Source organism: Flocculibacter collagenilyticus (assembly GCF_016469335.1).
Classification (GTDB): domain Bacteria; phylum Pseudomonadota; class Gammaproteobacteria; order Enterobacterales; family Alteromonadaceae; genus Flocculibacter; species Flocculibacter collagenilyticus.
This window is the reverse complement of sequence record NZ_CP059888.1, coordinates 755,275-775,731: the sequence shown is the minus strand read 5'-3', so window position 1 is coordinate 775,731 and position 20,457 is coordinate 755,275. Positions and strand designations below refer to the sequence as shown.

At 40.4% G+C, this 20,457-nt stretch carries 15 protein-coding genes; 4 read left to right on the top strand and 11 right to left on the bottom strand.

The features are described 5' to 3' along the window. Positions 1-101: 101 nt before the first annotated feature. From HUU81_RS03330 to rlmD, 4 genes are all read right to left on the bottom strand, one after another. The gene (locus HUU81_RS03330) at positions 102-1,082 is read right to left on the bottom strand and encodes a DNA/RNA non-specific endonuclease (RefSeq protein WP_199610857.1); all 981 of its coding nucleotides are present in this window, start codon (positions 1,080-1,082) and stop codon (positions 102-104) included. Positions 1,083-1,153: 71 nt separating this feature from the next. After that, positions 1,154-1,918 (bottom strand): EAL domain-containing protein, encoded by a 765-nt coding sequence (locus tag HUU81_RS03325; protein ID WP_199610856.1) that lies wholly within the window; start codon positions 1,916-1,918, stop codon positions 1,154-1,156. 117 nt (positions 1,919-2,035) lie between these two features. Further along, entirely contained in the window at positions 2,036-4,231 is a 2,196-nt protein-coding gene (gene relA, locus HUU81_RS03320; RefSeq protein WP_199610855.1) for a GTP diphosphokinase, read from the bottom strand. A 14-nt stretch (positions 4,232-4,245) separates the two neighbouring features. Then, entirely contained in the window at positions 4,246-5,679 is a 1,434-nt protein-coding gene (gene rlmD, locus HUU81_RS03315) for a 23S rRNA (uracil(1939)-C(5))-methyltransferase RlmD (protein WP_199610854.1), read from the bottom strand. Between the two features lie 228 nt (positions 5,680-5,907). Between rlmD and barA the strand changes: the two genes are divergently transcribed. From barA to HUU81_RS03300, 3 genes are read left to right on the top strand one after another with little or no spacing between them, the layout of a single operon-like run. After that, entirely contained in the window at positions 5,908-8,676 is a 2,769-nt protein-coding gene (gene barA, locus HUU81_RS03310; RefSeq protein ID WP_199610853.1) for a two-component sensor histidine kinase BarA, read from the top strand. 10 nt (positions 8,677-8,686) lie between these two features. Further along, complete coding sequence (locus HUU81_RS03305; protein WP_199610852.1) at positions 8,687-8,863, top strand: hypothetical protein; 177 nt, start codon at positions 8,687-8,689, stop codon at positions 8,861-8,863. A 25-nt stretch (positions 8,864-8,888) separates the two neighbouring features. Beyond that, positions 8,889-9,320, top strand: a complete 432-nt coding sequence (locus HUU81_RS03300) for a GNAT family N-acetyltransferase (protein WP_199610851.1) — start codon at positions 8,889-8,891, stop codon at positions 9,318-9,320. Positions 9,321-9,331: 11 nt separating this feature from the next. Here the strand turns inward: HUU81_RS03300 and HUU81_RS03295 are convergent, their stop codons facing one another. The 7 genes from HUU81_RS03295 to HUU81_RS03265 all read right to left on the bottom strand — a co-directional run bounded on the left by HUU81_RS03295 (position 9,332) and on the right by HUU81_RS03265 (position 19,196). Beyond that, a complete protein-coding gene (locus tag HUU81_RS03295; RefSeq protein ID WP_233520562.1) occupies positions 9,332-9,832 on the bottom strand; it encodes a Rid family detoxifying hydrolase in 501 nt (166 codons plus the stop codon). 27 nt (positions 9,833-9,859) lie between these two features. Beyond that, positions 9,860-10,519 (bottom strand): hypothetical protein, encoded by a 660-nt coding sequence (locus HUU81_RS03290; RefSeq protein WP_199610850.1) that lies wholly within the window; start codon positions 10,517-10,519, stop codon positions 9,860-9,862. Between the two features lie 381 nt (positions 10,520-10,900). Then, on the bottom strand, positions 10,901-12,121 hold the full coding sequence (locus HUU81_RS03285; RefSeq protein WP_199610849.1) for a phosphoenolpyruvate carboxylase: 1,221 nt from the start codon (positions 12,119-12,121) through the stop codon (positions 10,901-10,903). A gap of 11 nt (positions 12,122-12,132) precedes the next feature. Next, positions 12,133-12,768, bottom strand: a complete 636-nt coding sequence (locus HUU81_RS03280) for a condensin complex protein MksE (RefSeq protein WP_199610848.1) — start codon at positions 12,766-12,768, stop codon at positions 12,133-12,135. Beyond that, positions 12,765-16,448, bottom strand: a complete 3,684-nt coding sequence (locus HUU81_RS03275; protein ID WP_199610847.1) for an ATP-binding protein — start codon at positions 16,446-16,448, stop codon at positions 12,765-12,767. Before HUU81_RS03275 ends, HUU81_RS03280 begins: the two co-directional genes overlap by 4 nt. Positions 16,449-16,656: 208 nt before the next feature. Beyond that, on the bottom strand, positions 16,657-17,433 hold the full coding sequence (yaaA, locus tag HUU81_RS03270) for a peroxide stress protein YaaA (protein WP_199610846.1): 777 nt from the start codon (positions 17,431-17,433) through the stop codon (positions 16,657-16,659). A gap of 128 nt (positions 17,434-17,561) precedes the next feature. Continuing rightward, positions 17,562-19,196 carry a tetratricopeptide repeat-containing response regulator gene (locus HUU81_RS03265; RefSeq protein ID WP_199610845.1) on the bottom strand — a complete coding sequence of 545 codons (1,635 nt, stop codon included), beginning with the start codon at positions 19,194-19,196 and terminating at the stop codon, positions 17,562-17,564. A gap of 298 nt (positions 19,197-19,494) precedes the next feature. On the opposite strand from HUU81_RS03265, the gene tal reads away from it, so the two are divergent. Beyond that, positions 19,495-20,448 (top strand): transaldolase, encoded by a 954-nt coding sequence (gene tal, locus HUU81_RS03260; protein WP_199610844.1) that lies wholly within the window; start codon positions 19,495-19,497, stop codon positions 20,446-20,448. Positions 20,449-20,457 lie beyond the last annotated feature (9 nt).

Sequence of the window (20,457 nt, the reverse complement as noted above, 5' to 3'; positions counted from 1 at the left end):
TAAACCACACGTTTACCGATAAATTCCGAACTGATATTAACTGTAGTATAAAAATTAAATATTTCCTGCAATCGACTTATTTTTATAAGTTTTTTATAAATTTAAAACCAGCTTAGTTCATCAATTAAGTCGTAGAGCGAAGAAAGCGCCATTTTCTTACGCGCTTCGTGAATGGCGCGCTGATCAACGATACCTGCCGCAAGAATCGCTTCACTTTCATCAGACATTTCTTTTAACGAGGTTATTCTTACGGCTTCAGGCCCTGAGTAAAATTTTAGCGGGTTGCTATCAAACATTTTGTGATCAAATTCTAAGCCTGTCCAAAGTTGCAGCTCGGTTGTGGTCACACGGAAAAAACGTAACTGAATACGCTGCTTTCCTTTTTTAGTTTTAAGTGTGTCAATGTCTTGAAAGAGAATATACGCAGCCGTTACTAACTGTTCGGTTTGATTATCAAGATAACTTACGGTTTTCCAAAACCCAGATGGTATACGCACAGGCTCCCAATCAATACGCTTTGCATAATAACGATCACAGGTTGTAAAAATGGGCCCTGTCATCACTATCAATTTGCCATGTTTTGCTAATTGAAAGTCTGCAATGGCTTTTTCCGGCAAACGCCACTCATCCTCATTAAAGCGTTTATGCTGCATACTTGCATTGGCATACGAGCAGCTATCGTTACTTGCCGCTAATGCTGTATCGTAGTCTCCCCATGTTACAGCTGTACGCCGTGTTAAATGCCCCCTATCCCAAGGCGTGCCTACGTACGCATCATTAACAATTTGATTTTGTTTACCTATTCGGCTGTCAACAAACCACCTTCGGCCCGCACTCCCCGAAATCGTTACTTGCGCGTTATTATCAACATTTGCCGCAGAATATAACGCCTGCTTGGTGCTTTTGCTCATAACAATTGAGTAGTGAATATAGGGAATAACCGTTTCATCATCGGGTAGCTCTGGTGGATGCAGTACGTCTCCCGCCAGCGCAAGGCTAATACGTGGGAAGGTTATTGGGGTATTGTTACTTAAAAAGTACTCGTCATAGCCATCACGGCGATCATCTACAGCAATATCCATATTGACTGCCTTTCACAGTTAGGGTGCATAGGCTAAGTGTAGTAGATTATATTTTAGCTCGGTAATAACCGTTAAAAGCGAGAAAAGTCAACTTCTGGTAGTTGTTCAAAAATGGGTTTCGCAAAATAATATCCCTGCATTAGTTCAATGCCTAATTCGCGCAGGGTATCCACCTCTGGCGCAGTTTCAACGCCTTCTGCAAGTATTGTGATATTTAAGTCTTTGCTTAATAGCATCATATTTTTAATGATTTTTTGTCGCGTTGAACATTTATCAATGTTGCGTATTAAATGCATATCTAATTTAATAACGTCGGTTTGAAATTCAGCTAATAAATTCAATCCTGAGTAGCCTGCACCAAAATCATCTGTCGCAGTGCAAAATCCCATTTCCTTGTAGTAACTAATAATATTTTTCAAGTGTTCAGCGTCCAAAATTTGCTCAACTTCGGTAAACTCAAACATAATACGTTCCGTAGGAAAGTTATGCTCTTTGGCTGCGGCTAAGGTGGTTCGGATGCAAAGCTCTGGCCGATAAACAGCATTCGGTAAAAAATTTATACTCACAAAAGAAGGTATTTGTAACTTGGACGCCAATTCAATGGCCTTTACTCGACATTGTTGATCAAAGTAATAGCGATTTTCATCATTAACTTGTTGTATAACGCTATAGGCGGACTCATTATTGACGCCTCTAACCAAAGCCTCATAACCCCAAATACGCTGACGGGCTAAGTCAACCAAAGGTTGAAATGCCATCGTAAAGTCGAAATTTAAGGCCATAGACTTTCTACATTGACTACAGTGTAATTCAGTTTGATGAGACGGCTCAGGCATGCTTATTCCTTCAACATTGGGAAGTATTGCTTTACCAATCAATATTATTTAAAGCTAGTCTGTATTGATAAAGTCGCCAATATTATTGAAGGTATTATTCTGACACCTCACAGCACTTTACTGCCCGCGCTTAACTTCTATAACGTCCTCAACATGCTTAAGTTTCGACATAACGCGTTTAAATGCATCGGTGTTATGTACTTCAAGTTCCATTTCAACAGTGGTGAGCTGCTTTTTATCATCAATACGCATGTTCATGCTGCTGACACTGATTTTTTCATTGGCAAGAATAGCGGTTACATCACGTAACAGGCCATTACGTTCTTGCGCAACAACTTTAATGGTAACCTCATAACCACCTGTGTAACCGTCTCCCCATTGGGCTTCCACAACTCGTTCAGGATGCTGAGCTTGAGACTGTTTAAATTGCTCGCAACTATCTCGGTGAATCGCAATGCCACGCCCTAATGTAATATAGCCATAAATGGTATCACCTGTTACAGGTTGGCAGCATTTCGCCATGTGGCTTAGTAAATTACCAACGCCTTCTATTACCACACTGCTTTTAACGGTTTTTTTCGTTTTTTGACTGTGTTTAAGCCGTGGATCTATTTCACTTTCTTCATCTTGCTGCTTTTTAAACTGACTGTGCAGGTAGTTCGTTACTTGATTTAGGCGCACATCGCCAGCCCCGATAGCCGCCATGAGATCATCTAGCGACTTCATATTGAAACGTTTCACCGCTTGCGAAGCGTCTTTTAGCTTTAACTCTAAACGCGTTAATTCAGCTTCCAGCATTTCACGACCAGCCGCTAAATTTTTATCTTTGTCTTGAGACTTAAACCACGTATGAACTTTTGCCCGCGCACGAGATGAATTGATAAAGCCCGAATTAGGATTCAACCAGTCTCGACTCGGATTTGGCTGCTTAGAGGTTAGAATTTCAACTTGGTCGCCTGTATTTAGCTTATAAGTAAAGGGAACAATTCGACCAAATACTTTGGCACCAATGCAACGGTGCCCTACATTGCTATGAATATAATAGGCAAAATCTAACGGTGTGGAACCAATCGGCAAATCGAAAATATCGCCTTTTGGGGTAAAAACATAGACACGATCTTCAATTACTTGATTGCGCACTTCATCAGCAAAGTCACTACTATCAGCAACATCTTCTTGCCATTGCAGAAGCTGTCTTAGCCAATTAATTTTATCGTCGTAACCACTTGTTTTGCTGGTAAACGAACCTTCTTTGTACTTCCAATGTGCCGCTACCCCTAATTCTGCATCTTCATGCATTTGCTGGGTACGAATTTGAACTTCTACAGACTTGCCATTAGGCCCAAAAACAACGGTATGTATTGACTGATAGCCATTTGCTTTTGGCGTAGCTATATAATCATCAAATTCACTTGGGATATGTTTGTAAGCGGTATGAATAACGCCAAGTGCACCATAACAGTCTTGCACTGAATCCGCGATTATACGTATAGCGCGAATATCATATAGCTGCTCAAAGTTATAATGTTTATTACGCATCTTTTTGAAAATGCTATAAATATGTTTAGGTCGGCCATAGACCTCAGCTTTAACGCCGAGCTGTTTCAGCTTTTCATCCACTGCGCTTACAAAGTCAACCACATATTGTTCACGGTCAAGTCGCTTTTCTTCTAATAAACCCGCAATTTCTTTGTATGTTTTAGGATGCAAATATCGAAAAGATAAATCTTCCAATTCCCACTTTAGCTGCCCAATACCTAAACGGTTAGCAAGCGGAGCGAATACATTGGTGGTCTCTTTTGCCGCTAGTACGCGGGTTTCTTCATCCGCATTTTTTACTTCAATCAGGTAGCAAACCCGTTCGGCCAGCTTAATCACCACCGCGCGCACATCTTCAACCATCGCCATTAACATTTTACGTAGGTTATCAACTTGCGTAGTGGTTTGCTGAGTACCTTTATGGCTTTGAAGCGATTTAATCGCATCCATTTGCTCAACACCAGTGAGTAAGTTGACTAATTCATTACCCAGTTGCTCGCTAATAGTTTCTTTAGTTACCCGCTCATTTTGTAATAGCGGAAATACTAAGGCTGCACACAGTGAGTCAGCATCCATATTCAAACTATGTAAAATATCGACCATTTCTCGGCCTTTATTTAGTAGCTGAGTCTCACTATCCGCCCATTTTTCTACAAGGGTATTAACGCGTGTTAATCGTTGTCGTTTGTCACCATCTACCGCTAATTGCTCAAGCCATTGCTCCGCATTGCAATATGCATTTTCCATTACATGTGACTGACGAACAGATACCATTATCTCACTCTTTATTAATCTGATTTGTTAGTTGAAGTTTTTTCTTGCTTCGTAAAAAGCGCCATCGTTTCAATATGACTAGTTTGTGGGAACATGTCTACTACGCCTAGCTTACTTATTTTATATCCATGTTCAATCATACACTTTGCATCGCGAGCAAATGATGCAGGATTACAAGAAACGTATAACACACGTGAGCTATTAAACTGGCTAATTTGCTTTACAACTTCTTGCGCGCCAGCACGTGCTGGATCTAATAAAATGGCGTTGTATTGTCGGCTATACCAAGGGTTGCTTTTGTTTTTACTTTTTACATTTAACGGCTGGCTTAAATCGGCATGATAAAATTCACAATTGTCGATTTGATTCTGCTTCGCATTCGCTTTAGCCTGTTCCACCATAGCCTCAACACCCTCTATCCCCACTACATTTTTAACTTGCTGTGCTAGCGGTAAGCTAAAGTTGCCTAAGCCACAAAAGAGATCGAGCACGCTGTCATTTTTACTTAGCGTTAACCATGCTAAGGCCTGTGCAACCATGCGCTGATTAATTTTGGCGTTCACTTGAATAAAGTCTGACGGTTTGAAGGCTATGCTAATTTCAATGCCATTGTTGTGACTCTTATCAGCAATATTTTCACTATCTAATTGGTAAACCATTATTGGGATTGACTTGGTGGCACGCGCGGTATCTGCTTCAAACCATTCAAACTGTTTACTTTGTGGCTCGCTGATTAAAATCCAGTCGTGCGCTTGCGCTGCGCGTAATAACACTTGCTGCTCATGGCTGGCAATGGGCGCTGTATGCCTGATAACAACATAATTTCCATTATCCGCAGCAAAAAGCTGTAAGTGCCCTATAACATCCGCACATTTTAAGCCAGTTAGCGTTTCTCTGAATACTTCAAATAACGGTTCGAACTCAGCAGCCAATACCAAGCATTGTTTGATGTTGATTAACTCTTTGCTATTACTGCGTCTAAATCCTACAACTACCGAAGCTGTTTTTTTATCACGCCAAACCCCAATTCGCGCAGAGCGACGATAATGAAACTCGTCCCCAACCACCGCTGGCATTAAAGGAACTGAATCAATATGTGCAGTGCGTTGAAGTTGTTGTAGAACTCCTTGTTGTTTCATGTCAACTTGATTGTCATTATGGGTGTGCTGTAACTGGCACCCGCCACATTGTCTTGCATGCTGGCATGGTTCATTGCGCCTTTCTTGAGACACAGTCAGTACTTTGGTCGTTTCGGCATGAATCAGTTTACTTTGTTCGTGGGTAATTTTAGCTTGAACTGATTCACCTTTTAGCGCGCCTGTTACAAAGCACACTTTGTTGTCTACTTTTGCGATACCAGCGCCTTCATGATCAGTGCCTGTGATGGATAAGGTAAGAACATGATTCTTTCTGCTTTTTGCTTTTTGAGGCTTAAAAAATTGTGCCATTGTTTACTATGCTTCTTAGGTTAGATAAACGTAAAATAAGTTACGCTTTAAGTAAGATAAAAAACGCAACATCACCCATTAGGAAAAATGTAACAACTATGTCATTATAGCCACACTTCAAAAAAGGCTGGCAGGGCAAGTTTATATAACTCAAGCCTTCTGAATGGCAACCTATAATAATAAATAATTAGCGCTATTCATGCAGAAAAAAGGGAAAATAGCACTTTTATGACCAAAATTGGCTTACGCGATTGGGTGATTTTGTTAACGTTAGTACCAACCACTATTATTGGTTTGGTATTAGGCGCTTACTTTACCTTAAATCGCTTTACCGAGCTAACGTATTTTCTTGAAGAACAAGGTACTAACATTGTTGAACCACTTGCCATAGCAAGTGAGTCTGGCCTTGCTGGAAATCGCCGCAGCGAACTAAAACGATTAATCAGCTTAACGCAGTTAAAACACTCCCCATTAGTAAAAAGCATTGCTATTTTTAAGGTTGATCATCAACTTTATGTAACCTCAAATTACCATCGCGAGTTTAATCAATTACGTTTAAAGCCAGGCGAGTCTATCCCCGAAAATACCACGATAGATTATCAGGATAATTACCTAATATTTCGCACCCCTATTCAAGGAATAGGCAGTAATCGCGGGCCGTTACAACTTAATCAAGAAGAGCCTGTCATTGGCTATCTAGTGCTTCAAATTAACAAAGACAAAGCCATTTTAGAGCAGCAAGCAGCCGCTATAACCAGTTTCAGTATTGTTATTTTAGGCATTATTTTAAGTACCTTTTTTACCTTACGATTAGTACGAAAAGTTAACCAACCGATTACTTCTATGGTAAATGCGATTGATCATATTCGTGAAGGAAAGTTAGACACCCGTGTAAGTGGCCAACTAATTGGCGAGTTAGACTTATTAAAAAGCGGGATTAATGCAATGGCAAAGTCGTTAAGTGATTACCGCGAAGAAATGCAAAATAACGTCGACAAAGCCACTAGCGATCTGCGCGAAACGCTCGAACACATTGAAATTCAAAACGTAGAGTTAGATTTAGCTAAGCGACGCGCACAAGACGCCAACCGAGTTAAGTCTGAATTTTTAGCCAATATGAGTCACGAGCTACGAACACCACTAAATGGCGTTATCGGCTTTACCCGCCAATTACTTAAAACGCCGCTGAATATTAATCAGAAGGATTATTTAGAAACCATCGAAAACTCTGCTAACAGTTTATTGTCGATCATCAATGATATTCTTGACTTTTCTAAGCTAGAAGCTGGTCGAATGGCACTTGAAAACATTCCTTTTACGTTACGCGATACGGTTAATGAAGTAATGAGTTTGATGGCACCGAGTGCTCATGAAAAGTCATTAGAACTCTCCTTACGTGTGTCACCTAATACACCTGATGATTTAATTGGCGATCCAACCCGCTTGAAACAAATTTTAGTTAATTTAGTGGGTAATGCCGTTAAGTTTACAAATAAAGGCTCTGTATCTGTCGACATTGAAATTGTTCAAACACAAGGTGATAAAGCCACACTGAAGCTCGCCGTTTCCGATACAGGCATTGGTATTAGCGAAGATCATCAAGCTTCGTTATTTGCCGCTTTTGGTCAGGCAGACTCCAGCATTACTCGTCGCTACGGTGGAACTGGATTAGGTCTCATTATTTCGCAAAAACTGGCACAAGCTATGGGTGGCGACATCGGTTTTAGTAGTCGACTTGAGCAAGGTTCAATGTTTTGGTTTACCATTGATGTTGAGCAAAACTCACTTTCCACTTCGGTCCCGCTTCCTCTCGAAGCCTTATTAAATAAATCTGTATTGTATTATGAAAAAGACGAGCATACTCGTACTGCAACTAACGAGCTACTCCAGTCTTGGGGATTAAATGTCATGCTTTGTGAAAACGAAGCAGCACTTAGCCAACGTGTGAATGATAGTATACATTACGACATTGCTATATTGGGCCATGAAGTATCCCCCAACGTGATCAGTGACATTAAAGCACTCATCAACGATGTATTGAATCATTGTGACCACCTTTACTTAGTCGTGAATACCGTTTCTCCAAATATGCGAGAAGCATTTATCGGCTCTGGCGCTGCTGGATGTTTAAGTAAGCCAATCAACCATCGTAAGTTATGTAATCTACTGGCTACACCTTACTTAGAAGATTCTGAACCTGCATTAGTGGTGCACGAACCAACTCAACAATCACCATTAAAAGTACTGGCTGTAGATGATAACGAAGCCAATTTAAAGCTCATCACTACCCTATTGTATGACTTAGTGACTGAGGTAGAAATTGCACATAATGGTGCAGAAGCCGTAGAGAAGTGTAAAACCACCTCTTACGACATCGTTTTTATGGACATACAAATGCCAATCATGGACGGTATTACTGCATGTCAGAAAATCAAAGAAGCATCACTCAATGAAGAAACGCCAATTATTGCAGTTACCGCACATGCTTTAGCGGGCGAAAAAGAAAAAATGCTCGAAGCTGGGTTTAACGGTTATCTTACTAAGCCAATTGATGATGAAATGTTGCGTCAAGCCATCATAGAGTATGGCCATCAGAGTTTAGCTTCACCTACTACTAAAGAAGAATATATTCAAACAGAAGTTGAATTTCCTGAAAGTCACTCTGTTGACTGGGAGCTTGCGCTACAGCGTGCCGGCGGCAAGCCAGATTTAGCTTTTGAAATGCTTAAAATGTTGGTAGATAGTATTCCCGAGTCAAAGCAAGCCATCCAATCGGCCTTAGATGAAAGCGATCAAGTGGCGACCATCACACATGTTCATAAACTACATGGCGCATGTTGTTATAGCGGAGTCCCAAGGTTAAAACAGCTAACAGAAGCCATTGAAACTCAAATGAAACAAGGCGCAAGTATAGAAGCCGTTGAGCCTGAAATTTTTGAGTTACTTGATGAAATGGAAAACTTATACGATGAAGTCAATCAGTGGGAATTAGCGTAAGGAGCGCACAATGAATGCATTAATATTATTGGGATTGATCTTTGGTGGTGTTGCACTCATGGTGATCCTCACCCAACGATTCGGCAAACCGTTAGAGGCTGAAGAACAAGCTAAGTACTCAAAAATATTCTACATCTTAGTGTTCGTCTTGCTAATAGCCGCATTAATTAAAGCCATGCTAGCTTAGCCATGTACATTAAGAATGGGTATTTATGAATTTACGTTTTGTTTTAGCTTCCGCAGCTGATCGTGACTACCTGCTCATATTAAGAAAAGCAACTTTGGTTGAACATCTTGAGCAAGCAGGTATTTTTCTAAGCGATAGTGAGCATGAAATTAGACTCGATGATCAATATGATTGCAGTTATATCATTTTCAACGGCCCAGACCGCTTAGGCACTTTAAAATATCAAGAATTAGCATCCTGCTTTAATATTCTGCAACTTCAAATAGAGCCTTCACATCAAGGACAAGGCTGGGGAAAACACGTATTACAAATTGTGCAGTCATGGGCAGCACAAAAGTCTAAGTCAGTAACATTAACCGTGTTAAAGGAAAACCCTGCAAAACAGTTATATCAGCGACTAGGTTTTAACATAGTTGGCGAAGACAAATACGAATATCATTTGCGTTACCAACCTTAAACCAGTTCACATCACTTAACAGCTATACACTCCACTTCAAGGCGTGCTTTTAAGGCTAAGCCATTAGCACCAAACGCACTTCTCGCGGGAAAGTGTTTATCAAAGTAAGTAACATAAACGTTATTGAACTCTGCCCACTCTGAAATGTCTGCTAACATCACTGTACACTTTACTAAATGATCCATACTGTAACCATGGTGCGTTAATACCGCTTTTATGTTATCCATGGTTTGTTTCGCTTCAGCCTTAATCCCTCCTTTAACGAGCTTTTTTGTCTTTGGGTCCATGCCTAACTGGCCTGACAAATATAACGTGTTATTCACCTTTACTGCTTCTGAAAACGGTAAATCATCTGGTAATACACCGCTACCGCTAAGATAAGACACTGAGTTGTGATCTTGGCTATGCCCTTTTGCTGCGTTCGCACTGTAAGGTGCCGTACTAGCCATTGCTAATAACGCGAATGTAATACCTAATCGCAGTGGATAACGGTGGCGCACTTTATTTGTCATATAAACCTCTAAATTCTGGCATTAATCTTATATAGCTAAATTGAATGCATTGGCGTAAGCGATCACGTCCTGCTCTCTCACTTTAGAACCTCTTAAGGTAACTTGTAAAGACTGGCCTACCACTACCGTTACTTCAATTTCGCCATCTTCATTTTTAAGTATGGCTTTATGCCCTTGCACATCTATCAAACGAGCACCAGACATGGCAACCCAAGCAGGGTTATTAAACATGGTTAAAAAGGTAGGTAACATAGGAGAGTCGGCCAGTACTTCAATTTCAACTAACTGACTGTCACCACGTTGATAGGCTCGACTGGCGGAAATACCGCCCCCCATTAATAGGCCACTGGTGACGTCGGTTTCTACCTCGCCGCATTGCCAATGCGTTAATGGCTCAGGAAAAAGTGATTTAATAAACAGCGCTTTTTTTTCACGAATTAAGTTAGTGGCATAACTTAGCCTAGCTTCTGCATTTGTTAAGTCGCCTTGTTTGTAGTGATTAAAACCATCACTAATTGCGCTTTCAATCGCACTTTCCATCGCGCCGTCAATCGTGTCGGAAAATAATACGCCTGCGGATTCATCATATAGATCCGCTGCTTTATCATGTGCATAAATAGCAGGTGTAAGGCATATAAAAAAAAGCAGTACACTAGTTATACAAGTGTTGAAATTGAGCTTAATCATTACGACAGTCCTTTCTTCGTAGCTGTACTCTGCTCAGTTAAGCTGAACAGAGTTGTTCATATTAAGTTCACTAGTACCACTTGAGTTAGCCCAATAAAGCACAGGCTAATACAATTACCCCACTAGTTATTGTTAGATATATCTTAATAAGATCAATATCTTATACTGGTTATAAATTCACAGTATTTACCAGAAGTTGAATAGCATAGTTCATAAAAATAAAAATGTAAAAACTTTGTTAAAGTTTATTTTGGAGGGAATATATAACGTTGTCGTGAAAAGCTAACGCTTAAATGCTGAATGTACTGAAGGTGCTAGAGTCTGTTGACCCTAGCACTAGAAGGAATACTCAAACTTAGTCGTACCGGCCTAATGACCTGCTTATCGTAACCCTAACTCTACATCTTTAATAATAAAGTTACCGGTATAAGTCGCGTGATACTCGCCTAGTGTGTCGATATCAAAATATTCGCGTTCAGTGTCTGGCAACCCTTGGTAGCCACCAATTACTTGATACAACCAAACCTCTTGATCAAACGTCAGGGCATTAGAATGGTGATACTCTAGGGCCGAGAGTGGCTTACCTTCTTCAATAATCTGACAAAAATATGCTTCCACATGCTGTTTCATTTTGTCTTCATTAAAAGAAATAGACTCTTGCTCTTCTACTTTTAACGTATTAATCGCACGCGCTTCTAACACGTCGGTTTTGAGGTGATTAATCGCTTTTATTTTGCCAACAATATCAAGTAGCGATGCTTCATGCTCAACATTATGCACATCTATTGCTGCTGGCTTGATTATCGATTTGGCTTGGTTAAACAAGATAGGGACTTGGGTAAGACCGGCGTAATTTGTTGGCGTAAAATCTGGCTTTTGCTCCATGTGTAACATAAAGCCTTTAAGTAATCGCGTTCGTCCTTTGAACTCTCTGAAGCGCCCTAATAACTCTAATAAACGCGATTGAACCAAGCTTAACTCTTGAGTACACCTTGCAAAACTGGCCTGCAAAGTAACAACCAATAAGTGCCGAAGTTCGCGATGGCTGCCTGCTATCTGGCTAAGTAAGTCAAACTGAAACATTTCTAATTGCGACAACAACTCCGATACTTGGCTTTGCGCTAATTCATTTTCACGAATCTTTGCATCGACCGACGCGACATAACCAAACTCATTATTAATCCTGCCCCAAAGTAACCGCACATTTGTGGTGAGGGTTTCGGTCAATCCATATACCAACTCAGTTAAATCAGATAAATGTGCTTCAGACTCATGAAAGCGACCATTTGTGAGCGCTTCTTTGTAGTGCTCTGCCTGAGTTTTCAAACTCGCTAAGGTTGACCCAATATTGGCATCAATTTGTCGGTTATGCTCATCCTGCAAGCTTTCTTCTAACAAAGTACGTAATGACGGTCTTAAGCGCAACTGCACATCTGCATCAGGGCGCCACAGTACTTTGTTATCAATTAAGCTATTAATTACTTTAGCCGAGTAATTAGCTTCGTTAACGCTACCAGAAAAGTATGCTTCCATAATTAAGTCGGCATGATTACTCAACGCATTCAGTAATTTTACGCCAGCTTTATGAAGATTATGATTCATTACTTCGCGTCCTATATCAAACTGGTTTGACTGATAGCTTCTTCGGCACGCTCTGCCAACGATAATGTTTCGGTTTCATCAATAAACTTAATAACATCAAACAAATAATCTACTTTGCCTGTTGCTAAATAAATTTGCTTATCGGGGTTTGGTTTAATTAAATACCCTAGCTCTACCAAACGTTTGAATACCTGCTTTAACTGCGCATCTAACTCATTACTTTTTGAACCAAACATAGCATAACGCGCAATCTTAGCTATTTGCTCAGAAAATGCGGGCGTGTCTTCCACAATAGTTTGAAACTCATTTAAGCGAATACTTGCTCCCTGCGTTAATAACATGTCAGAGCCATTCGCTTCTTGCACGAGTAACAGCCACTCTACTAATGGCATTAAGTGTGATGAAACGTCTTGAAACTGCGATGTGAGTACTTTTCGCTCACTATCGCCTAGCACTTGATAAGCACAATAAAAAACTTCGCCCTCTGCAGCGGTTGCTAACGTTCTATTCATCACATTCAATTGCGCTTCTATCGCGCTTTGATGAGCCGTATTTTGCAAGTAACGATAAGCCTCTTCATCAGAAACTTGGCAAATAAACTGCCCCGACAATAATAATTCCAGTACCTGACCTTGTTGGTTGATCATGCCCCTACTCCTTCTGTCACTTGCTCTGCTTGTTTCTTCTGTTGAATGCGTTTAGCTAGTTCACTGACTTTAGGTTCAACAACCTGTAATCGACGCTCACCGTCTTTCTTCGCAATCAAATAACGATTTTCGAACAAGGTTAACACTTCTGACTCAGGGTTCGGGAAAGCACCAACAACGCGAATATTATTGTTTTGACAGGCATCAAATATTTTCTTGATATTTGTTTGGTGTAACGTGCCTAATTCATCAATTGGCCAGTGAATAATAGTGTCTGAACGACCACGTAGTAGTCGCGTAAAGGCCAGTAAAAACTTACACAAGATTAAGTACGCCATTCCGTGAGACGATGATTCGTTTAACTGGCGGTCTGTGCGAATTATTAAGTCGCTATTGCCCTCATGTATGTGTAATTCAATATCTAATAATTTACTAATGCCACCTTCTAACGCTGCCCGCCCTAAAATGTCCAGCACTCTACGCATACTTTGTGCGTATTCGTCAGACGGCAGTTGGTGTGCACCATCTTCCATCCACTCTGCATACAATTGATTAAATAATTGCAGCTCAGGCCAAAATTCTAAGTCGCTAATGCGGGAGCGAATTTTAACTGCTGAATCAGACACACCATCAAGGAATAATTCTTCATCAACTTCGCGGCTAATACGCTTACTTTGCAAGCCAATATGCGCTTCGATTTCTTTTAAAATTTTGTAGTATTCAGATAAGTCTTTACCAAACGTACGCCCCAGCTCGCGCAGGGTAGTCATACGTTGTGGTACGTGAATATTCAACAATTGATCAAGATGCGTAACTAAACGCACATGATTAATCTGACGAATACCTTGTGCATTACTGGTCATACACTCTTCACGGCTGCGATCCCAAATATCAGACAAGCCTGTGCCTGCTTGCGAGGCAATTTGCTGATCAAAGTGTTCAACATACGCCTTAATATTGGCCTCTAATTCAGCACGGTTACCCAACAACGCTTGCCCTTCATTAATGCGCTGTGCGATCGACGCCTTTTCTTCAACAATCTCAGCCACTGGTAACGTGAGTTTTGCTAACTGCTTAGTAACCGAATCTAAGTTATGGCTTAACTCTTTCGTTTCTTTTAATTGCTGTTCAAAGTACGACTGCTTACTAATAGCAAGTGACTTATCTTGCTTGTACTGTGTTTCTTGGCTTTGCAGTTGGCGTGTGGTGTCGCCTTCAATTGTTTTGGCATCGGCTAAGTGTTGCTGCCACTTCACTTTGTGACCAGTATAATAAGTTTTATACCAATGCTGATATTCGCTCACTAAATGACGATTTTGTTCGGTGTGTTTGATATCTTTTTGTAATGACGAAATTTGTTTTTTAAGCTTGCCAATTTCATCCACATCCACGCCGCGATTTGCTAGTTCATCTTTAAACCATGCTTCGCATTGTTTCTTTTCTAGGGCAACATTGTCTTTCGCTTTACTGCGATGAGCGTCAATTTGATCAACCTGCTGTTGTAAATCGCTTAATACTAGCTGCCAATGACTGCGGCTATCCATTTCCTCTTCATGCTGCGCCTCTTTTACCTGTGCTAAGGCATCATCAAGCTGCATTTTTACCGCTTGTTGCTCGTCTTTAACAGCGGCTAAACGGCTTTGATAGTTTTGCTTTCTTTCTGATAATGCTTGTTGGAATTCTCGCGTTAAGTTGTCTTTATCTTGTTGAGAACGTTTACGGTTTTGCTCTGCGTTATTACATTCCGTTTTGCATTTGGCTAACGCTAACTCCGCTACACGTACCGTATTGTTTTGTTCTGCAAGCGCGCCTTCAATGGTATTTCTAGCCGCTACTGCTTGGCCTAATTCAGCCTGCGCCAATTCTAATTGACGTTGTAAACTATGTTCAGACTGGGCATATTCTGGCTGCTCAATATTATTTAGCTCGAGTAAAAGTCCATATAGCGAGGTATCTGGTTGCGCGAGTAACGGCTTTAAGTCGTTACGGTTTAAAAGTGCTGGGTTTATAACTTTACCAATCGTATCAGCCCATTCAGGTCGCTCTTTTCGTAAATATTCAAGTAACGTGTTATGACCCGGATAAAGCAGTGCTTCCACTTTTTCCACTTGTGTTTGCTTTTCTTGCTCTACACGACGGCTTTGTTCAAGTGAACGAGAGACTTTTTCTCGTGCCGTTTGCGCCTGTATTAATTCAGCTTCACTTTGCTTAAGTTGGTCACGACTCGCATCTTCTATACTGCCAGCTTCTTTGATGGTGGCGTCTAAAATGTCGAGCTGCTGCTGCTCTTGTTCAGTAAACCCTGCAGATTTCACCAGAGTATTTAGTTCAGTTAATTGGTTCTGCAAACTGCTAAGACGTTGTTGATATTCGTCTTTAATTTGATTGATACGTTCTTGGTATTTTTGACGAACAGTTAGTGCTTGAGTTTGTTGTTCTGACTTTTTATCCGCCAGCTGATCACGTAATTCATCACGTTGAACCGCATACGCTTCCATTTCAGCGTTATGCTGCTCCGTTAATTCACTCACCCTTTCATGATAAGCTGCTTTGATATCTTGGTGTTTTTCGGTCAACAGTCGGTAGCTTGATTCAGCACTTTCAAGCTCGCTTTTCCAGCTAGGCAGTGCTTGAATGTGTTGGGTTAGGGTATCAATGTCTTTTTCTTGCCAGTTGTCGTAGTCGCTTTCAACTTGCTCTAGGTTTACTTCTAAGCTGTTAATATCCGCTTTTGCTTGCGATAACGTATTGTTCAGCTCGTCACGTGTTTGGTTCCACGTTTTCTCAAGCTGCTTAATCATCAATTGCACATCATCAAACTGCCCTTGGTTTTCAACGAGTGCTTTATCTAACATGCTTTTATCAAACGCGTATTGATGCTTTAATTCCGCCAAGCGTTTGTTATTACTGATATATTCGTGATGAGTTTGCTCAAGCTTGGTAAATTCGGGACGAATTGCATCAAAGCCTTTAATCAGCTTACATTCTTTAATCCAGTCTTCTACCGTATTTCGGCTAATTTTACTGCTTCCCGGTTGAACCCCGTCTTCTTCTAAAATTGCAGCAACCATCGCCTTGATGGTTTCCATTTTGCCTTCTTTCGAGTGTACTGCCTTGGCTAGTTTTTCAATATGGCGTAAGTGCGCATGGCTTTCACACAATGAAAACGCACTGGCCAACCCAGGCAACTCTCGGTTAGTGTTTAAAATAGCGCGGTCGTTTTGAATAATAGCGCGGTACTCTTTCGTATTAAGTTGGCGAGTACACAAAATGCCTTCACGCCTAAGTGCACGACTAATTTCTATTGGGCTGAGTATTTTTCGCTCACCTGTTGCAAGCGCTTCTGAATAATCTTCTAAATCAAACGGTTTATTAATAAAGCGATAATCCACCCCTTTGCCCGTTGACGTTAACACTGCCTGACATAATTGTTGATTATGTCGCACAAATTCATAAACGATAAAGCTGGTTTCATTGCGCAAATACCAACGCTCAAAACTGTCTCGGGTAGAGGGCACTACGCGGCTAGGGTATTCACCGTAAAACACAGGAATGAGTCGTTGCAGTGTGGTTTTGCCCGAGGCATTAGTACCACAAATATTTGTGTGGCCATCAAGTTTTAGTTCTACAACGCCACTTAGGTGCGTATCTATTAAAATAATTCGATTTAAACTAGACATGAAATTCTTCTGGATGTTTTTGAATACTAAGCGTCATGAGCTGGTAATTGCTTACCTTTTTCTTGTTCAAGCACTATTTAAATTATGAAAGAAGTGTATCAAGCTAGGCACATGCATGCTAGAGCTTAACAACCTGAAGCATGCGTGGCGTAACCAGTATTCTGTTAGCGTATTGTTATGCCGAAACTTTTTAAACTCAATAAATCGGTTACACTTGTTCTGGGCGAGTAAATACTAACTCACCAGCCTTGCTTAAGCTTTGGTCAAATTGATAACCTGCAACATTAAACTCTTGAAGCTTATTAGTCGTTTTTACTTTATTTTCAATAATGTAGCGTGCCATTAATCCACGTGCTTTCTTGGCGTAAAAGCTAATCACTTTTAGCTTGCCATTCTTTTCATCTTTAAAAATGGGGGTGATTATTTGTCCCTTAACTTGCTTCTTCCTCACTGATTTAAAGTACTCGTTCGATGCTAAGTTCACCAGTATGTCGGTTCCACTTTGTGCTAACGCTTCATTCACCTTATCAGTAATAATGTCACCCCAAAACTCATACAAGTTATCACCACGTGGATTAGCTAATTTTTTTCCCATTTCAAGGCGGTAAGGCTTAATTAAATCAAGCGGTTTTAGCAATCCGTATAAACCTGACAAAATACGCAAGTGGTCTTGTGCATAATTAAGTTGCGCGTTAGTTAACGTTGGCGCATCTAGCCCAGAGTACACATCGCCGTTAAAAGCTAGCACTGCCTGTTTCGAATTATCTAAAGTAAATTCAGGCGTCCACTGTTCAAATCGTGCCGCATTTAAGCCAGCCAATTTGTCACTGATCCCCATTAACGAACTTAAGTCTTGTGGAGTGAGTTTTTTGCATACATTGGCTAGTTCTGTTGCATCGTCCACCAGCTCAAGTTGAGTAAACGTTTTAGTTACTGGTGGAGTTTCAAAATCTAAGTTTTTAGCAGGAGAAACGATCGCTAACATTATTCTCTCTTATTAATTAAGCATGTATTTTTAATGGCAAATAGAGTATTCGTATTCATATCAATCGGCAAGGGCAACACGATTAAATAATAATACTGAATTTATTTTCGCGAAGAATAGACTCGAAATTAAGATATTAAAGTATGCAACTCTTCCATGATCAATAAATAGCGGCGCGTGTTACTTTCGCTCAATTCACTTTTTTCAATAATATCTGCACAGCGCTTGGCCAGCTTGACAGATTCCGTGTCTGTGGCACCTGCTTTTACAATCGACTGTACTAAATTAAGCGCAAGACTAGAGTTGCTAGGCATATATTTAAAGGCTTCTTTGAAGTGCGTCATTGCAGTTTGAAATGAGCCATTCTGATAGGCAGTTAAACCTTGGTTATTAAGGTTTCGGATGTTTTCGCGAAGCTCTTCGTGGGACTCTTTTTCTTTATTAATGAGTAACGTGAGCGTGCTTGAAAGTAAATCATCTTTATCCGAGATATTTTCTAACTGCGCCATATACTCATCACTTTTAGACAGATCTCCAGTGGCAAAAAAGGCTTTTGCTTTATCTAAGCAGCTTTCTGCTGATAAATCTCCCGACTCAATCCCATCTTCTTCCATTAAGCGCTCACTTTCTTCTAGCTGACTTCGCGCTTCTTCCATATCTCCTTTCATTGCACTCGCACGTGAATGAATGACTAGCTCTTGATGTTTAATTATCTCGGTATAAAAGCGCTTACCGATATTACCTAGCACCTCCATGGCTTGGCCTATTTGCCGTGCCATTTCTAATTTATTGCTTTCTTGGCTAAGATCAATCAAACATCGTGCAAAATTTAAGTAATTGTCAGGTGTGTCGTAAATAGAGAAGCGTTGAGACTTTAAGATGCGAGAAAAACACCTTACAGCTTCTTCTGTTTCACCATTAACAATGCACAAGTTTGCAATGGCTCTTTGTCTGTCGATATTTCTAGGAGATAACTTACCCGCTTCGGTAAGCACTGAATGGGCTTCAATTGTTTGCTCGCGCTTAATAAGCAATCGCCCCAACCAATCGAGCGCTTCCACTTTCGTTTCTTGTACTTCGCATAATTCACGTAATGTAAACTCGGCCTCATCCCATTGTTCCAAATTTAACCGTGCAATACCTTGGCCCAATTTTGCCCAAGTAAAATCCCGTTTGGTTAAAATTGCGGTGTAAAGCTTGAATGCATCTTCAAACTGTTTATTCCGAATTAATAATTCGCCCTTAAGTCGAAGTGCATGCATGCCATACTCTGGCTCTGCCTCTTTTACGTCCTCACAGGCTTGAATCGCCTTTTCGATATCACCTTCGAAAATCGCCTCATATACCGGCTCCATTGCCTTTTTCTTTAAGAAGGAACGGGCAAGACGGCGCTCTACTCCTGAGTAGGTAAACGGTTTAAGTAAGTAGTCATCTGGCTGGAGTTCAATTAAACCATGAACTATTTGGCGTCGGCTTTCACCGCTAATAATAAAAAAGCAACATTTAGGCGTGATCAGTTCTTTATGTCTTAATTCTTCAAATAATTGATAACCGTCTTTGCCTTCGCCCAAATTAAAGTCGGCTAAAATAAAGTCAAAAACGTTTTGCTCGCACTTCTCTACTGCATCATTACCGTTACCGGCACTAACAATATGCGAAAAACCTATTTTTTGTAGCATGCCTTTGACTGCCGAACGTATTGGCTCGAAATCGTCAACTACTAGTACTTTTTTATCTTTATAAAAACGACTTTGAAATATCATTTAAGCACTCAATTATTCCGCCGTCTGCATAATGGCCGACATGGCGTACCTATTCAACGTACTGATAACTCATTGATAATTAAGCGTGCCCTTTGACACGCTATCTGTCACTATAATAAACAATCACGTATATATGCAATGTTCTGTCATTTATTCGCTATGCTAAAATGTGAGTAGTAGCGTTTGAATACAAAATTAATTTAAATTATGTTGTAAAATTACTTCATTTACTCTGTTATTCTTTATTAATAGCGTTAAAATTGAAGTATTGGTTATTTAATTACGGAATTAAGAGATTATGGCATCTTTATTAGCTCAGTTGAGAAATGTGACAACTGTTGTAGCAGACACTGGTGATATCAGTGCAATCAAAAAGTTTGCGCCGGTTGACGCAACGACAAATCCATCACTTTTATTAAAAGCAGTGCAATCATCTGAATACGATGACCTAATCATTCAATCTGTAGATCTTGCAAAACAACATGCTACTGGCTGCTGGTTAGAAGATGCATGTGACATTTTGTCAGTAAAAATAGGTAAAGAAATTTCAGCCACTATTCCAGGGCGCATTTCTACCGAAGTAGATGCACGTTTATCATTCAACACACAAGCAACGATTGATAAAGCGCATAAATTAATAGAATTATACAAAGCCGCAGGCATCGATAAAGACAAAGTGCTAATTAAAATTGCGTCTACTTGGGAAGGTATCCAAGCAGCGAAGCAATTAGAAGAGGAAGGCATTAATTGTAACCTAACTTTATTGTTTAGCTTTGCTCAAGCCCGTGCCTGTGCAGAGTCTAAGGTTTTCTTAATCTCTCCTTTTGTTGGCCGCATTCTTGACTGGCATAAAGCAAAATCTGGCAAAGACAGTTATGCAGCGGCTGAAGATCCAGGCGTGATCTCTGTAACGAACATTTATAACTACTACAAAGAGCACGGTTATAACACCATTGTGATGGGCGCAAGCTTCAGAAACACGGGTGAAATTATTGAGCTAGCAGGTTGTGATCGCTTAACTATTAGCCCAGCATTATTAGACGAATTAGAAAATGCAGAGGGTGATTTAGCAATTAAATTAAAGGATAATGGCGCCACTCAAGAACAACCAATGCCACTAACGCAGGCTGAATTCAGGTGGATGATGAATGAAGATGCGATGGCAACTGAAAAACTAGCAGAAGGTATTCGTAATTTCGCCGCTGATCAGGTGAAACTAGAACAGCTGTTAGCTGATAAATACGGAAAATAAGCAAGAAGT

Coding starts and splice junctions, on each gene's coding strand:
- HUU81_RS03330 (WP_199610857.1), bottom strand. CDS start 1,082: ATGGATATTGCTGTAGATGATCGCCGTGATGGCTATGACGAGTACTTT.
- HUU81_RS03325 (WP_199610856.1), bottom strand. CDS start 1,918: ATGCCTGAGCCGTCTCATCAAACTGAATTACACTGTAGTCAATGTAGA.
- relA (WP_199610855.1), bottom strand. CDS start 4,231: ATGGTATCTGTTCGTCAGTCACATGTAATGGAAAATGCATATTGCAAT.
- rlmD (WP_199610854.1), bottom strand. CDS start 5,679: ATGGCACAATTTTTTAAGCCTCAAAAAGCAAAAAGCAGAAAGAATCAT.
- barA (WP_199610853.1), top strand. CDS start 5,908: ATGACCAAAATTGGCTTACGCGATTGGGTGATTTTGTTAACGTTAGTA.
- HUU81_RS03305 (WP_199610852.1), top strand. CDS start 8,687: ATGAATGCATTAATATTATTGGGATTGATCTTTGGTGGTGTTGCACTC.
- HUU81_RS03300 (WP_199610851.1), top strand. CDS start 8,889: ATGAATTTACGTTTTGTTTTAGCTTCCGCAGCTGATCGTGACTACCTG.
- HUU81_RS03295 (WP_233520562.1), bottom strand. CDS start 9,832: ATGACAAATAAAGTGCGCCACCGTTATCCACTGCGATTAGGTATTACA.
- HUU81_RS03290 (WP_199610850.1), bottom strand. CDS start 10,519: ATGATTAAGCTCAATTTCAACACTTGTATAACTAGTGTACTGCTTTTT.
- HUU81_RS03285 (WP_199610849.1), bottom strand. CDS start 12,121: ATGAATCATAATCTTCATAAAGCTGGCGTAAAATTACTGAATGCGTTG.
- HUU81_RS03280 (WP_199610848.1), bottom strand. CDS start 12,768: ATGATCAACCAACAAGGTCAGGTACTGGAATTATTATTGTCGGGGCAG.
- HUU81_RS03275 (WP_199610847.1), bottom strand. CDS start 16,448: ATGTCTAGTTTAAATCGAATTATTTTAATAGATACGCACCTAAGTGGC.
- yaaA (WP_199610846.1), bottom strand. CDS start 17,433: ATGTTAGCGATCGTTTCTCCTGCTAAAAACTTAGATTTTGAAACTCCA.
- HUU81_RS03265 (WP_199610845.1), bottom strand. CDS start 19,196: ATGATATTTCAAAGTCGTTTTTATAAAGATAAAAAAGTACTAGTAGTT.
- tal (WP_199610844.1), top strand. CDS start 19,495: ATGGCATCTTTATTAGCTCAGTTGAGAAATGTGACAACTGTTGTAGCA.